Here is a 13,768-nt window from a genome sequence, read left to right as displayed (position 1 = left end):
TGCCCGCTTCCCCGGCCACGTAGACTTCAAGACATGGCGAGGAAGGAAACTGCAGCGGACGCTGCTAACACCGGGCGGCTCAAGCAGATCGCTCAGACCTACAAGATGACCCGCAGGGTCGACACCAAGATCGGTCTCGTACTCGCGGGTGTGGGAATCGTCACCTTCGGTGTCCTCCTCGCGATCGGTTTCTTGATCGGTCACCCCATCTACCTCGGAATTCTCGGCCTCCTGCTCGCTTTCCTCGCGATGGCGATCATCTTCGGGCGCCGAGCCGAGAAGGCGGCCTTCGGGCAGATGGAGGGACAGCCCGGCGCGGCCGCGGCCGTGCTCGACAACATCGGACGTGGCTGGACGACGACCCCCGCGGTCGCCATGAACCGCAGCCAGGACGTGGTGCACCGCGCGGTCGGCAAGGCCGGCATCGTGCTCGTCGCGGAGGGCAACCCGAACCGGGTGAAGTCGCTCCTCGCGGCCGAGAAGAAGAAGATGGCCCGCATCGTCTCCGACGTCCCGGTCCACGACTTCGTGGTGGGCACGAGCCAGGGACCCGAGGGAACGGTTCCGCTGAAGAAGCTCCGCACGACGATGCTGAAGCTGCCCCGCGTACTGACCGGCCCCCAGGTGACCGCGACCAACGACCGGCTGAAGGCGATGGGCGACCTCATGTCGAACATGCCGCTGCCGAAGGGTCCGATGCCCAAGGGGATGAAGATGCCCAAGGGCGGTGGCGGCCGGGCCCGCTGAACCGCTCCGCTGCTTCTACGTGAACGAGGCGGGCCGGAACCTGGTGGTTCCGGTCCGCCTCTCTTACGTTCCCGCGCGGGCTGGTGCCCGGTGCTGATTGTCGTGCGGCTCACTTGGCGCTGTGGTTCCGTTTGCGCAGTTCCCCGCGCCCCTCAAATACGGACCTGCACCGCCTTCGCGACGCGGTCGTGCAGGCCGCGGCCGTCGCGGTCCCAGATCAGCGCCGGGACGGCGACGCACAGCAGCACCGTGCGGGCCAGCACCCGGCCGAAACCGAGGCGTCCGCCGGCCTCGGAGACGACCCGCAGACCGAAGAGGCGCTTGCCGGGCGTGCAGCCGATGGTGCCGACCGTGAGCACGCCGAGTGCGAAGAAGATGAGCAGCGCCCAGTTGCCCGTAGCCTGGTTGTAGCCGTGCGTGACCAGGCCGTATGCGATCAGCATGCACAGCGCCCAGTCGACGACGAGGGCTCCGATGCGGCGTCCGGGGCGCGCGATGGAGCCGGGTCCGTGCTCGGGCAGACCGAGCTGTTCACCGCGGTAACCGAAGTCGGCGCCCGCCTGTTCCATGGCCTCACGAGGCCCGGACAGCCACGATCCCATTGCTTCCCTGTTGTCCACGCGTCAACGGTACTGCGCCGCTCTCCTGATGCGGCCCTGACCCCTGCTCCGGTTAACTTGGGCGAAACAAATGGGTCATGCTTGAGAAATCACGCCTGCATATCGTCAGGTCCCAGCGTGTGCCACCGCACCGGTCGCGCGATCGAGCTGCCAAGAGCTGCAACCCCGCCCCTCCCTGGGTGGGAGTAGGAGGAGTTGGATGTTCCAGAACGCCGATGACGCCAAGAAATTTCTCGCGGACGAGGACGTCAAGTTCGTCGACGTTCGCTTCTGCGACCTGCCGGGTGTGATGCAGCACTTCACGGTACCGGCTGCGGCGTTCGACCCCACGGAGGAGCTGGCCTTCGACGGCTCGTCGATCCGCGGCTTCCAGGCCATCCACGAGTCCGACATGGCGCTGCGCGCGGACCTCACCACCGCCCGTGTGGACCCCTTCCGCCGCGACAAGACGCTGAACGTCAACTTCTTCATCCACGACCCGATCACGGGCGAGCAGTACTCCCGCGACCCGCGCAACGTGGCGAAGAAGGCCGAGGCCTACCTGGCCTCCACCGGCATCGCCGACACCGCGTTCTTCGGCCCCGAGGCCGAGTTCTACGTCTTCGACTCGGTGCGCTTCGAGACCTCCGCGAACCGTTCTCTCTACGAGATCGACTCCGAGGCCGGCGCCTGGAACACGGGCTCCGAGGAGAACAACCGCGGCTACAAGGTCCGCTACAAGGGCGGCTACTTCCCGACCCCGCCGGTCGACCACTTCGCCGACCTGCGCGCCGAGATCTCCCTCGAGCTGGACAAGCAGGGCCTCCAGGTCGAGCGCCAGCACCACGAGGTGGGCACGGCGGGACAGGCGGAGATCAACTACAAGTTCAACACGCTGCTCGCCGCGGCCGACGACCTGATGCTCTTCAAGTACATCGTGAAGAACGTCGCCTGGCGCAACGGCAAGACCGCGACCTTCATGCCGAAGCCGATCTTCGGTGACAACGGCTCGGGCATGCACGTCCACCAGTCGCTGTGGAACGGTGGCGAGCCGCTCTTCTACGACGAGCAGGGCTACGCGGGCCTCTCGGACACCGCCCGGTACTACATCGGCGGCATCCTCAAGCACGCCCCGTCGCTGCTCGCCTTCACCAACCCGACGGTGAACTCGTACCACCGCCTGGTCCCGGGCTTCGAGGCGCCGGTCAACATGGTGTACTCGCAGCGCAACCGCTCCGCCGCGATGCGCATCCCGATCACGGGCTCGAACCCGAAGGCCAAGCGCGTCGAGTTCCGCGCGCCCGACCCGTCCTCGAACCCGTACCTCGCCTTCTCGGCGCTGCTCATGGCGGGCCTCGACGGCGTCAAGAACAAGATCGAGCCGGCCGAGCCGATCGACAAGGACCTGTACGAGCTGGCTCCCGAGGAGCACGCCAACGTCCAGCAGGTCCCGACCTCGCTGCCCGCGGTCCTCGACGCCCTGGAGGCGGACAACGAGTACCTCCAGGCCGGCGGCGTCTTCACGTCCGACCTGATCGAGACGTGGATCGACTACAAGCGCACGAACGAGATCGCCCCGATCCAGCTGCGCCCGCACCCGCACGAGTTCGAGCTGTACTTCGACATCTAAGCCGTCCCGTAGCTCCGGACGCGCTCGTCGCCGAGGGCCCGGTCTCCCCCACCAGGGAGGCCGGGCCCTCGGCCGTGTCAGGAGCGCGTGAGGCTCGCCGGGCGAAAAGCGGGCAACCGCCCTAAACTCGGGCAAGTCGCACACGCTGACAAGCCTCGGAGGAGTGCCGCCATGAGCAATCTGTTCGTCGTCGCCTATAACGACCTCGCCACCGCCGACCAGGTCCGCAACCGGCTCCTGGAGATGTCCAAGGAGCACCTCGTCGAGCTCGAGGACATCGTCGTCGTCGAGCGCCGGGAGTCCGACGGGAAGATCAAGCTGCACCAGGCGGTGAACCACACCACGATGGGCGCCACGGGCGGCGCGCTGTGGGGCAGCGTCATCGGGATGCTCTTCCTCGTGCCTTTCCTGGGGGCCGCCGTGGGCGCCGCCGCGGGTGCCGCGGGCGGGGCCGTCACGGACACCGGGATCAACGACAACTTCATGAAGGAGCTCAGCCAGAACCTGCGGCCCGGCGCCGCCGCGCTGTTCGTCCTCGTCAAGCAGGCCGCCCGCGACAAGGTCGTGCCGGAGATCGCCCAGTACGGCGGTCAGCTGGTGCAGACGTCGCTGAGCAACGACGACGAGGAGGCGCTGCGCGAGATGTTGCAGGAGGGGCAGGCGAAGGCCCAGGCCTCGGCGTAGGCGCCGCAGTCGCGGCAGGGCGGCCGCCCCGGTCCGAGTGACCGGGGCGGTCGTCGTCCGTATGCATGGACGCGGCTACCGTGCCATGAGGTCGCTGCGGCCCTCCGTGACCTCGCGCGCCACCTCCACGAGCTTGCGCTGGTGGGAGCGCGCGTAGCTGCGCAGCCCCGCGAAGGCTTCGTCCAGGGACTGGCCGGTGCGGGCGGCGAGGATGCCCTTGGCCTGCTCCACGACGACCCGGCTGGACAGCGCGTGCTCCAACTGGCCCGCGAGCACCTGGGATTCGCCCAGCTCGCGCTGGAGCGTGAGGGTGTGCCCCGCGACCTCGGCGAAGAGCCGCACCAGGGCGAGCGCCTCCTCGTCCAGCGGCTTGTCGGCGGCGGTGAACAGGACCAGCGCGCCGATCTCCTCCTCCCTGCCGTGCAGCGGCAGCGCGGTGACCCGGCCGAAGCCGAGGGCCCTGGCGCGCGCGGACCAGCGCGGCCAGCGCAGCTGGGCGGAGCGCGCCGTCACGTCCACGTCCACGAGGGCGCAGCCCGTCGTACGGGCGTCGTAGCCCGCGCCCTCGCCCCAGCGGGCGGCGTCGGCCGCGAGGGCGCCGAGCGAGGAATCGGTGCCCTCGGTGAGGAGCGGCGCGCGGCCGCCGGGCACGTACGCCACCTTCGCCCCGCGCGCGTGGAACAGCCGCCTGCCCCCTTCCGCGAGGGTGGCCAGCAGGGTTTGCGTGTCCGAGGGGTCGCGCGCGGCTCCACCGGTCAACTCGGCGAATACCGCGGCGACTTCCTGCTCTCGCAGTGTCACGGTGGAGACCTCTCAGCCAAGTCGGAGTCGTCCCTGGACGATATCCTGCGCGATGTCACCGATGGGACGGCCATCGGCGAAGGCGCGTACTTTGACCAGTTCCAGTGCATCCGCGATGCGGCAGCCGAGCTGGACGGCGACCATGCCCGCGGCCTGGTGGACCTCGGCGCGGTAGTCGATACCTCCGAAAAGGCCGGGTACCGCGTCCGTACCGAGGAAAACATTGCGGGTCAGGGAGTCGGCGACCTGAGCGACGGTCGTGGCGGACATGGCGTCCGCGCGTATGTCGAAGGCGGACAGCGCGCCGATACAACTGCCCCCCGATTGCAGGGGCACGGAGACGACGTGGCCGATTCCGAGTTCTTCGGCAGCGGGACCGTAGCCGGGCCAGCGGTCCGCCAGCACGCCCCGCGAGGCGATGACCGCGCAGCGGCCGCGCACCGCGTCGCGCGCCGGGCCCTCGCCGAGGACATACTCCAGTTCCTGCGCGGCACGCGAGGGCTCGTCGGACGAGGCGGTCGCGATCTGGTTCCGCTCCATGTCGACGAGGGTGACGGCGGCGCTCTCGCTTCCGCAGGCCTCCGCGACCCCCGTCATGAACAGCGGCGGCCGCCCTCCGATGTCCGCCCAGCGGGCGGCTCTCCGGGCATGGGACTCGAGGAGCTGCGCGGTCAGCTCGTGCCGCCGCGCGCTCGTCCGGTGGATGTGCGCCAGGCGGACGTTCAGCCGACCCTCGTCCGCCCCGCCGACGGTCTCGTACTTGCGTGCAAGCTCCAGCTCGCGGTCTGCGCGCTCACGGGCGCGGGCCGCTCGCTGCCAGACGGCCGCCGCCTGCTCTGCCGAGCTCCCCCCGAGGGTCATGTGCCCAGCGTACGCCCAGGGAGCGGATCAGGAGGCTCCGTTGCTCCTGCCGCCCTCTTCCATCAGCAGCACGACGCCACCGCGGTGTCCGTCGAAGGGGCTGCACTGCACCGTGCAGTTGATGCTGCGGCCGAGGCGGTTGACGGCGGCGACCATCACCGGGTTGCCGCGGCTGCGGGTCCTGACGCACTCCTCGACGGCCTCCCGCAGCGGCCGGGTGGGCAGCCCGAAGTCGAGGTCGAAGAAGGGTTCGTCGACCGCCTCGTCCTGGCGCAGCCCCCACAGGTCGCTCGCGCCCCGGTTCCAGCTCTTGACCCTGAGGTTCTTGTCGAGGACGACGACGGCGGCCGCGATGGAGCTGAGGACCCCCTCCAGGAAGGCGCGGGTCTCGTCGAGCTCTTCGCTGCGGATCCGCATCTCCTCGTTCATCGTCTCCAGTTCCTCATTGCCGGACTGGAGCTCCTCGTTCGTGGTCTCCAACTCCTCGTTCGTGGACTGGAGTTCCTCGTTGGTCGTCTCCAACTCCTCGATGGACGACTGGAGTTCCTCGTTCGTGGTCTCCAACTCCTCGTTCGTGGACTGAAGTTCCTCGTAGGCCGTCTCCAGGTCCTCGCGGACCCGCTTCACCTCGGACTTGAGCTGGGTGGCCACGGTGACGTCGGTGAACGAGATGTGGGTGGCGGCCGGCACTCCCCCGGCGCCGACCAGCGGCTGGACGACGATGTCGAAGTACTGGACGTCCTCGCCGACCCGGCGCTCCGCCCCGTTGACCCGCAGCGTGCGGCGCTCGTGGGTGGCCTGGTCGATCAGTGACCGCAGCTCGACGGGCCGGTAGGAGATCTCGAGGTCCCGGAAGGGACGCCCGATGTCGTTCGTGGTGAGGGCGAACTGCACGCGCGCCTGGTTGTTGATGAGGACGACCATGCCCTCGGCGTCCACGGCGAGGGCGGCACCGGGCGAGGCGTCGAGGATCAGGTCGCGCAGCTGCCGATTGCGGGCCATGTGCTGCATCTCCCCGCCCAGGTTGGAGCGCAGCTTCACCGGGGTGGGCTGATAGGGGGCCGAGGAGTCGCCGGGCCGGCGGCGGAAGATGCGCTGGCGCATGCTCACGACGTCGAAACGGTCGGCGTCGTTGAGCAGCATCTCGGCCTTGCCGAGGAACAGGAACCCGCTCTCGCGCAGCGCGAAGTGGAACCGGTCGATGATCTGCGTCTGCGCCTCGACGTTGAAGTACATCAGCGCGTTGCGGCAGACCAGCAGGTCGAGGCGGGAGATGGGGGCGTCGCGGGTGATGTCGTGGCGGCCGAAGATGACGCGGCGGCGCAGGTCGGAGCGGAAGAGGTAGCGGGCCCCGTTCTGCTCGAAGTACTTCTCGCGCAGGGCGTCGGAGAGCGGTTCAAGGGCCTTGGCCGGGTAGAGGCCGGAGCGTGCGTCGCGCAGTGCCTCGTCGTCGACGTCGGTGCCGTAGATCTTGACGCGGTTGATGGTCTCCTCGATGCCGAGGGCCTCGGCGAACATGATGGCCAGCGAGTACGCCTCCTCGCCGCTGGAGCAGCCCGCGCTCCACACCCTGATCTCGTCCTCGGGGCCGTGGTCGGCCAGCACCTCGGGGATCACCTCGCGCTGGAGGTACGTCCAGGCCTCCGCGTCCCGGAAGATGGAGGTGACGTTGATCAGGATGGTGTTGAAGAGCGCGCTGAATTCATCCGCGTTCGTCTCCAGCTGGTCGCGGTAGTCGGTGTACGAATCGATGCCGACGTCGCCCATGCGCTTGCGGATGCGGCGTCCCAGGGACGAGCGCTTGTAGCCGGTGAAGTCGAAGCCGCGGGCGTCCCGAAGGAAGCCGAGCAGATCCTCAAGCTCCTCGTCCGTCTCCACGTCGCGCCGTGCCTCAGCCTCACTCATCACTGTCCTACTTACTGCTTGGTGTCGACCAGTCCGCGGATAACCGTGGGGATTTCATTCAGCGACAGCACGAAGTCCACTGTGCCCGTACCCTCCGCTGCCTCCGGCATGCCCCGGAACTCCGCGCTGCGCGGATCCTGGGCGATCACGGTACCGCCGCGGGACTTCACCGCGTCGACACCCATGGCTCCGTCGTTGCCCGTGCCGCTCAGGACGACGGCGATGGCGCGCGACCCGTAGGCGCCCGCGACGGATTCGAAGAGCAGGTCGGCGGAGGGGCGCAGGAAGTGGACCAGTTCGCTCTGGGAGAGGCTGAGGGAGCCGTCCGGGCCCACGAGGAGATGACGGTCGGGAGGCGCGATGTAGACGGTGCCGGGCAGGGCCGCTTCGCCTTCTTCGGCGAGTTTGACGTGCAGGTCGGTGCGGCGGTCGAGGATCTCCGCGAGGACGGTGCGGTGGCGCGGGTCCAGGTGCTGGACGACGAGGACGGGCACGGGCAGGTCGGCGTCGAGCCCGCCGAGGACCGTGACAAGGGCATGGATGCCGCCCGCGGACGCGGCGAGGGCGACGACGCTGAAGCTGTCGTCGGTACTGTCGGTGCTTGGCTGTGACGGCACACCTTGAGCCTAGACGTGCCGCGGGGAGCGCGCCCATGGCCCGATGCGCGCCTCTGTGACCACTGGGCGTCACACCCCGGGCGCCGCCGTCAGCACCCCCGCCGATATCGCGCCCCGCAGCTCCGCGTGATCGCGGACCGTCTGGTCGGCGTAGTGCAGCGCGAACGCGGCGACCGCCCGGTCGAAGCCGTCCTTGCCGCCGAGGTAGGCGGCGATGGCGACCCGGTCGCCCGAGCGGGCGTGGGCGCGGGCGAGGGCGGTGCCGCACAGCCGGGCGTAGGCGAGGAGTTCGTCGGGCGGCATGACGGTGACGTCGGCGGAGCCCTTCATGTCGCGCAGCTGGCGCCAGTAGAAGGAGCGGCCCTGCGGCCCGGTCATCCAGCCGAGGAAGATGTCGCTCGCGGCCTGGAGCAGGCGCTGGCCGGAGACGACGCGGTGGCCCGGATGGATGTACGGGCCGTGGTTCGGGATGTGGTCCTCGACGACGGACCGGGTGGCCTCCTTGATCTGGAGGAACAGCGGGTCGTCGGCGTCGCGCCCGGCGAGCAGCACGATGAAGCAGCGGGTGCCGACGCTGCCGACGCCGACGACCTTGCGGGCCGCGTCGACGAAGCGGTAGCGGTCGAGCAGCCGGCGGCGTTCCTCGGCGAGCGTGGAGCGGTAGTCGCCGAACATCTTGCGGACGGCGGCGGCGTCGGAGACCCCGGCCGGTTCGAGGAGCGGCGGGTCGTAGGCGATGCGGCGGCGGCCGTCGGGGGTGGTCTCGGTGAGCTTGTCGAGGGCGTGCAGGCTGGTGCGCCGGGTGGCCTGGTTGAGGGTGTGCTCGGCGCGGCGGCGGTGCCGGGTGGAGCGGATGAGCGGGAGCAGCGCGTGGGCGTCGATGCGCTCGTACCAGACGGTGAGCTCACCGAGGGCGGCCAGGCGGCGCATGTTCGTGCGGTACGCGGTGACGGAGGCGAGGGCGGCGTGGTGCGCCTGCCGGTCGGAGTGGCCGTTGTCGCGGGCGGCGACGGCTATGGAGGCGGCGAGGCGTTTGACGTCCCACTCGAAGGGTCCCGGGTACGTCTCGTCGAAGTCGTTGAGGTCGAAGAGCAGGGCGCGGTCGGGCGCGGCGAACAGGCCGAAGTTCAACAGGTGGGCGTCGCCGCAGAGCTGGACGGTGAGCCCGGTGTGCGGTGTCGCCGCGAGGTCGCCGGTCATCACGGCCGCGGCGCCGCGCAGGAAGGCGAAGGGGCTCGCCGCCATCCGCCCGTAGCGGATGGGCAGCAGGTCGCGGAGCCGGTCGGCGCCCTGCCGTTCCAGGGTCACGACGGGGTCGGGGCGGTCGGCGGACGGGATCCACGGGCCGTGCGAGGAGCGGGGGCTGTGCTTGCGGGCCCGTCTGCCCACGGCGGCGCGTTCGGCGGGGCTGCTCATGGCGGGCGCCCCTTCGGTCAATGACGCAGGGCGCGGGGGACCTCGGCGGTGATGTCACCGTCGAGGGAGTGGGTGCTGCGCGCGGTGGCGTCCTTGGAGTCGCCGCCCGGCACGTCGTTCACGTTGAGCACGACGGTGTCGACCAGCTTGCCGTCGCCGTTCTTGAAACCGACCTGGACGGCGTACGACTTGGTGTCCGACGTGCTGTTGTCGACGGTGACGGGCACGGTGGTGCGGTTGCCTTCGGTCTTCACGTCGCCGAGCTTCACGTCGCCCTTGGCGTCGACGCCGTCCTTGAAGTCGTCGAACTTCTTCTGGGCCTCCGCGGTCGCCGACGCCACCACGTCGGAGGCCCTGGACGCGGCCGAGGACGCGGCGGACGCGGCCTTCGACGCGGCGCTGGAGGGGTTGTCGCCGTCGTCGCCGCAACCGGCCGCGGCCACGGTCAGGGCCGCCACGCACAGGGCCGCGCCCACCGCTCGGGCGCCTCGTGCGCCTCGTCGTACGTCCGCCATCGCCGACACCTCCGCTCGACCACCACTCCAGGTCGCTCAAGTCAACGGTGGGGCAGGGTCGGGGCGCATGCCAAGGGGGGCAAACAGGTGACCTCGTGCGCGGGGCGGCGGGCAGGATGTGCCGCATGAACACGAAGAGCACAGAGCCCGTGCGGCACATCGGTGACGAGGAGCGGCGCGTACGGCTGGCGCTGGCACACCGTCTCTCCCCCGCGGTGCGCGCGGACCGCGCCGAGGACGTCGCGCGCTCGCTCGTGGCGCTGCACGGGACGGACCCGGCGACCGTGTATCTGGCGGTGGGGGCGCGGCTCGCGGACGCCTCAGGGACCGTCGCGGACGTCGGGCGGGCGCTGTACGAGGACCGGACGCTGGTGCGGATGCACGGCATGCGGCACACGGTGTTCACGTTCCCGGCGGAGCTGGCGGCGACGGTGCACGCCTCGACCGGGCTCGCGGTGGCGGCGAAGGCGCGGGCCGGGCTGCTGGGGGACATCGCGGCCGGGAGCGACGGGCGCCTCACGCCCGAGTGGCTGGCGGAGGTGGAGGCGTCGGCGCTCGCCGCCCTCGGGCGGCGCGGGGAGGCCACGGTGAGCGAACTCGTGGCGGACGAGCCGCGGTTGCGGGAGCAGTTCACGTACGGGCGCGGCAAGAGCTACGAAACCGAGCAGACGGTGTCGTCGCGGCTCATGCGGGTGCTCGGGGTGGAGGGGCGGGTCGTACGGGGCAGGCCGCTCGGCTCCTGGACGTCCTCGCAGTTCCGGTGGGCGGTGGCGCCGCCGCATCCGGAGCTGCCGGTCGCCGGGGCGCAGGCGGAGCTGCTGGGGCGGTGGCTGGGGGCGTGCGGTCCGGCCACGGAGGCGGACCTCAAGTGGTGGACGGGGTGGAAGGTCACGGATGTGCGCAGGGCGCTCGCATCGGTGGGAGCGGTGACGGTGTCGCTGGACGGCGGCGGCACAGGATACGTGACGGCGGACCAAGTGGAGGCGCCAGAAGGGGACTTGGAGCCGTGGGCGGCGCTCCTTCCGGGCCTCGACCCCACGTCGATGGGCTGGCGGGAGCGGGACTGGTACTGCCCGCCGGAGCTGCGCCCCGCGCTCTTCGACGGCAGCGGGAACATCGGCCCGACGGTGTGGTGGGACGGCCGGATCGTGGGCGGGTGGGGGCAGAGGGCGGACGGCGAGGTGGTGTGGCGGTTGCTGGACACCTCCGGCGGCCGGAAGGCGGAACGCGCGATCACGGCGGAGGCGGATCGTTTGTCGTCCTGGCTGGACGGAACCCGGGTCACACCCCGTTTCCGCACGCCGCTGGAGAAGGAACTGGCAGTTGCGCGCTGACCGGCGGGTGAGCACATCAAGCCCCGCCGGCGATTGAGGCGCGGGGTCCGGGGCGGAGCCCGTGACGTGGGAATCCGCCCCGGCCGAAGGAAGCTACCGGCTGTACCGCATCAGCGCCCGGACCATGTGGCACGTCGTGTCGGACGGCGGGTGGATGCCGACGAGGTCGGCGGTCGCGCGGATCCTGCTGTTGGAGGCCTGGGTGGGGAGGTAGACGCCGGAGTCGAGGAGGGCTATCGCCAGGCGCATGGCCTTCAGGCGGCGGTTGTGGGTGATGTACCAGTCGCGGGGGCGCCCCGCGGGGAGCGGCCTCTTGGCGAGTGGCGTGTACGGCAGATCGATCAGCATCGGAGCGGCGGCAGCGGGCACAGGCATCCTCCTGTCGCGGACGTCCGAGAGCCCCCGTAGCCCTCGAACACTGCTTCTATTCTACTGCCGACCACTGACAAAAGCCGCTGGCCAGAGCCGACTTGAGGGTCGCCGCAGGGCTTCACTCGCGTACCGTTGCCCCCATGGAGATCTGGATCAACCCGGCCTGCTCGAAGTGCCGCAGCGCGCTCACCCTGCTCGACGCGGAGGGCGCCGACTACACGGTGCGCCGCTACCTGGAGGACGTCCCCGCCCCCGACGAGATCCGCGCCGTGCTCGGCCGGCTCGGCCTCGAACCGTGGGACATCACCCGCACCCAGGAGGCCGACGCGAAGGAGCTCGGCCTCAAGGACTGGGCGCGCGACGCGGACAGCCGCGAGCAGTGGATCGAGGCGCTCGCCGCCCACCCGAAGCTGATCCAGCGCCCGATCATCACGGCCGAGGACGGCACCGCGGTCGTGGGCCGCAGCGAGGACGCGGTACGGGACGCCATCGGCCGCGGCAAGGCCTGATCCGACGACAGGTTCTAGGCCACCAACTCGGCCAGCCGGGCGCCGAGTTGGAGTGGCATCGCGTGGTGCGAGAGGCCCGGGACGGTGACCGTTCCGGGGCCCGCCCGTTCGGCCACGCGCCGCACGTCGTGCGCCCTGCTCTCCCCCGCGAGCACCACCCGCACCGTGTCGCCCAGCGGCCGCAGCGCGTCCCGCGACGGGATCCGGCCGGTCACCGGCCGCACCGACGGGAAGCCCGCGGCGGCCTCCTGGAGCGCGAGCCAGTCGCCGTCGAGCGCGGCCCCGCCCGCCTCCCACGCGAGGAACCGCCGGGTCCGGTGCGGGGCGGGCCGCAGCAGCGTCGGCAGGGCGTGCGCCAGGTATCCGGGCCGCAGCCCGGCGTAGCAGCGGGTGGGATCGAGCAGGGTGAGCCGGCCGACCCGCCCCGGGTCCCGCAGCGCGCAGTGGAGCGCGATCCAGGCGCCGTACGAGTGTCCGCACAGGTCGACGGGCCCGGTGACGTCGAGACCGGCCAGCAGGGCGTCCAGCCAGCCGGACAGATCGGCGACCGTGCGGACCGGGCGGTCGGGGGCGGCGACGCTGCGGCCCGGCTCGCCGACGAGGTCGGCCGCGTACACCCGGCGCGATGCGGCGAGCGCCGCCACGCTCGCGTACCAGCCTGCGCTGCTCGCGCCGCCGCCGGGGAGCAGGAGGAGGGGCGGGGCGTCGGCCGGGCCCAGGGTGTGGACGTGCGTGGAGCCGTACGGGGTGGGGACGTCCAGGTGCGCGGTCGATTCCGGCCACTTGGCCATGACCTTGTCGTACGCCTCGAAGAACGCCCGTTGCGGTGCCACCGTCGCCACGCTCCCCTGCGCGCCACCAACTTACCTGTGAGACACGTTACTTGAGCGCCCGAAGTGGTCGTTGAGTGTTCGGGTCCGGGTGCTCGTACGTAACGGCGTGCGCAACAACGTGCATCTCACGACAGGAGGCGCGCATGTCACGCAGGAGAACTCTTGGCCCGAGGAAGCGGCTCGCCCTCACGGCGGCCGCGGCGGTGGTCGCGGGCGGCGGGGCGTTCGCCCTGGCAGCGACCAGCAACGCGGCGCAGGTCGACCAGGGCGGCGCGCAGGGCTCGGCCGTGTGCGACGGGCTGAACACCGCGCTCGCCAACAACCAGAAGTTCATCGACGGGCAGAAGGCGAACCCCGACGCCCAGTCCGAGGCCCGGATCGCCAACCGCGAAGCGGTGATCGCGGAGATCAAACGGAAACAGGAGGCCTCCGGGTGCGATACGGGGGCGGGGGGCGGGTCCGCCGCGGACGCGAGCACCCCGCCGGCCGACGCCTCCGCCTCCGCGCCGGAGGCATCCGCTTCCGCCTCCGCACCGGCCGCCTCCGACCAGGCCTCCGCCGCCTCCGGTGAGCAGGTCTGCGCCGGGCAGCAGGTGACGCTCTCCGGGGAGGGCGGGGCCCCGGCCGCGTCCAGCGACCAGTTCCCCGCGGGCACCAAGCTGAAGGTGACCAATCTCGACAACGACAAGTCCACGACCGTCGAGGTCACCTCCACGTCCGGTTCCTGCGTCCTGCTCAACAACGCCGCGTTCGAGCAGGTGAGGGAGCCCGGCAAGTTCCTCATCCGCAACGCCCGCATCGAGAAGGCGGGGTAACCGGCACACCCCGCACATCGCATACAGGGCCACGGGCCACATCCCGCCCCGCGCCACCCAGGTAACACGGGGTTCACAAACGAGCAACGGCCGGGAAATCCCCTGGTGACAGGGTCCCGGTAGTTCGAGA

The 13,768-nt window shown here is 70.8% G+C and carries 15 protein-coding genes; 6 read left to right on the top strand and 9 right to left on the bottom strand.

All coding sequences use genetic code 11. From position 1 onward, the window contains the following. Nucleotides 1-33: 33 nt before the first annotated feature. Entirely contained in the window at nt 34-747 is a 714-nt protein-coding gene (locus ACNYS0_RS28795; RefSeq protein WP_266720370.1) for a DUF4191 domain-containing protein, read from the top strand. A 152-nt stretch (nt 748-899) separates the two neighbouring features. Here ACNYS0_RS28795 and ACNYS0_RS28790 read toward each other — a convergent pair whose 3' ends face one another. Continuing rightward, nucleotides 900-1,367, bottom strand: coding sequence for an RDD family protein (locus ACNYS0_RS28790; RefSeq protein ID WP_422477505.1), 468 nt, complete (start codon nt 1,365-1,367; stop codon nt 900-902). A gap of 199 nt (nt 1,368-1,566) precedes the next feature. Between ACNYS0_RS28790 and glnA the strand changes: the two genes are divergently transcribed. Beyond that, complete coding sequence (gene glnA, locus ACNYS0_RS28785; protein WP_422406908.1) at nt 1,567-2,976, top strand: type I glutamate--ammonia ligase; 1,410 nt, start codon at nt 1,567-1,569, stop codon at nt 2,974-2,976. 171 nt (nt 2,977-3,147) lie between these two features. After that, entirely contained in the window at nt 3,148-3,660 is a 513-nt protein-coding gene (locus tag ACNYS0_RS28780) for a DUF1269 domain-containing protein (protein ID WP_422477503.1), read from the top strand. 75 nt (nt 3,661-3,735) lie between these two features. Here the strand turns inward: ACNYS0_RS28780 and ACNYS0_RS28775 are convergent, their stop codons facing one another. The 6 genes from ACNYS0_RS28775 to ACNYS0_RS28750 form a co-directional block, all read right to left on the bottom strand. Further along, entirely contained in the window at nt 3,736-4,461 is a 726-nt protein-coding gene (locus tag ACNYS0_RS28775; RefSeq protein ID WP_422477501.1) for an ANTAR domain-containing protein, read from the bottom strand. A 12-nt stretch (nt 4,462-4,473) separates the two neighbouring features. After that, nucleotides 4,474-5,322, bottom strand: coding sequence for a GAF and ANTAR domain-containing protein (locus ACNYS0_RS28770; RefSeq protein WP_422477499.1), 849 nt, complete (start codon nt 5,320-5,322; stop codon nt 4,474-4,476). Between the two features lie 27 nt (nt 5,323-5,349). After that, the gene (locus ACNYS0_RS28765) at nt 5,350-7,227 is read right to left on the bottom strand and encodes a CheR family methyltransferase (RefSeq protein ID WP_422477497.1); all 1,878 of its coding nucleotides are present in this window, start codon (nt 7,225-7,227) and stop codon (nt 5,350-5,352) included. Between the two features lie 11 nt (nt 7,228-7,238). After that, nucleotides 7,239-7,844: a chemotaxis protein CheB gene (locus ACNYS0_RS28760; RefSeq protein WP_422477495.1), complete on the bottom strand. Its 606-nt coding sequence runs from the start codon at nt 7,842-7,844 to the stop codon at nt 7,239-7,241. 69 nt (nt 7,845-7,913) lie between these two features. Continuing rightward, on the bottom strand, nt 7,914-9,260 hold the full coding sequence (locus tag ACNYS0_RS28755; RefSeq protein ID WP_422477493.1) for a DUF2252 domain-containing protein: 1,347 nt from the start codon (nt 9,258-9,260) through the stop codon (nt 7,914-7,916). Between the two features lie 17 nt (nt 9,261-9,277). Further along, entirely contained in the window at nt 9,278-9,775 is a 498-nt protein-coding gene (locus ACNYS0_RS28750) for a hypothetical protein (protein WP_422477491.1), read from the bottom strand. Nucleotides 9,776-9,891: 116 nt separating this feature from the next. Between ACNYS0_RS28750 and ACNYS0_RS28745 the strand changes: the two genes are divergently transcribed. Next, the gene (locus tag ACNYS0_RS28745) at nt 9,892-11,109 is read left to right on the top strand and encodes a winged helix DNA-binding domain-containing protein (protein WP_422482803.1); all 1,218 of its coding nucleotides are present in this window, start codon (nt 9,892-9,894) and stop codon (nt 11,107-11,109) included. Between the two features lie 93 nt (nt 11,110-11,202). Here ACNYS0_RS28745 and ACNYS0_RS28740 read toward each other — a convergent pair whose 3' ends face one another. Then, a complete protein-coding gene (locus ACNYS0_RS28740) occupies nt 11,203-11,484 on the bottom strand; it encodes a hypothetical protein (RefSeq protein ID WP_422477489.1) in 282 nt (93 codons plus the stop codon). A 137-nt stretch (nt 11,485-11,621) separates the two neighbouring features. On the opposite strand from ACNYS0_RS28740, the gene ACNYS0_RS28735 reads away from it, so the two are divergent. Beyond that, nucleotides 11,622-11,990 carry an arsenate reductase family protein gene (locus tag ACNYS0_RS28735; RefSeq protein ID WP_422406918.1) on the top strand — a complete coding sequence of 123 codons (369 nt, stop codon included), beginning with the start codon at nt 11,622-11,624 and terminating at the stop codon, nt 11,988-11,990. Between the two features lie 14 nt (nt 11,991-12,004). On the opposite strand, the gene ACNYS0_RS28730 is transcribed toward ACNYS0_RS28735, so the two are convergent. Next, nucleotides 12,005-12,781 carry an alpha/beta hydrolase gene (locus ACNYS0_RS28730; protein WP_422482802.1) on the bottom strand — a complete coding sequence of 259 codons (777 nt, stop codon included), beginning with the start codon at nt 12,779-12,781 and terminating at the stop codon, nt 12,005-12,007. A 185-nt stretch (nt 12,782-12,966) separates the two neighbouring features. Between ACNYS0_RS28730 and ACNYS0_RS28725 the strand changes: the two genes are divergently transcribed. After that, nucleotides 12,967-13,638 (top strand): RlpA-like double-psi beta-barrel domain-containing protein, encoded by a 672-nt coding sequence (locus ACNYS0_RS28725; protein ID WP_422477487.1) that lies wholly within the window; start codon nt 12,967-12,969, stop codon nt 13,636-13,638. Nucleotides 13,639-13,768: the final 130 nt, after the last annotated feature.

This window comes from Streptomyces anthophorae (genome assembly GCF_049310305.1).
Taxonomy (GTDB): Bacteria; Actinomycetota; Actinomycetes; order Streptomycetales; family Streptomycetaceae; genus Streptomyces.
Note: the sequence above shows the minus strand (reverse complement) of the source record. Positions and strands in the feature narration are given on the sequence as shown.

Coding starts and splice junctions, on each gene's coding strand:
- ACNYS0_RS28745 (WP_422482803.1), top strand. CDS start 9,892: ATGTGCCGCATGAACACGAAGAGCACAGAGCCCGTGCGGCACATCGGT.
- ACNYS0_RS28765 (WP_422477497.1), bottom strand. CDS start 7,227: ATGAGTGAGGCTGAGGCACGGCGCGACGTGGAGACGGACGAGGAGCTT.
- ACNYS0_RS28770 (WP_422477499.1), bottom strand. CDS start 5,322: ATGACCCTCGGGGGGAGCTCGGCAGAGCAGGCGGCGGCCGTCTGGCAG.
- ACNYS0_RS28795 (WP_266720370.1), top strand. CDS start 34: ATGGCGAGGAAGGAAACTGCAGCGGACGCTGCTAACACCGGGCGGCTC.
- ACNYS0_RS28725 (WP_422477487.1), top strand. CDS start 12,967: ATGTCACGCAGGAGAACTCTTGGCCCGAGGAAGCGGCTCGCCCTCACG.
- ACNYS0_RS28735 (WP_422406918.1), top strand. CDS start 11,622: ATGGAGATCTGGATCAACCCGGCCTGCTCGAAGTGCCGCAGCGCGCTC.
- ACNYS0_RS28750 (WP_422477491.1), bottom strand. CDS start 9,775: ATGGCGGACGTACGACGAGGCGCACGAGGCGCCCGAGCGGTGGGCGCG.
- ACNYS0_RS28740 (WP_422477489.1), bottom strand. CDS start 11,484: ATGCCTGTGCCCGCTGCCGCCGCTCCGATGCTGATCGATCTGCCGTAC.
- ACNYS0_RS28730 (WP_422482802.1), bottom strand. CDS start 12,781: ATGGCCAAGTGGCCGGAATCGACCGCGCACCTGGACGTCCCCACCCCG.
- ACNYS0_RS28755 (WP_422477493.1), bottom strand. CDS start 9,260: ATGAGCAGCCCCGCCGAACGCGCCGCCGTGGGCAGACGGGCCCGCAAG.
- ACNYS0_RS28780 (WP_422477503.1), top strand. CDS start 3,148: ATGAGCAATCTGTTCGTCGTCGCCTATAACGACCTCGCCACCGCCGAC.
- glnA (WP_422406908.1), top strand. CDS start 1,567: ATGTTCCAGAACGCCGATGACGCCAAGAAATTTCTCGCGGACGAGGAC.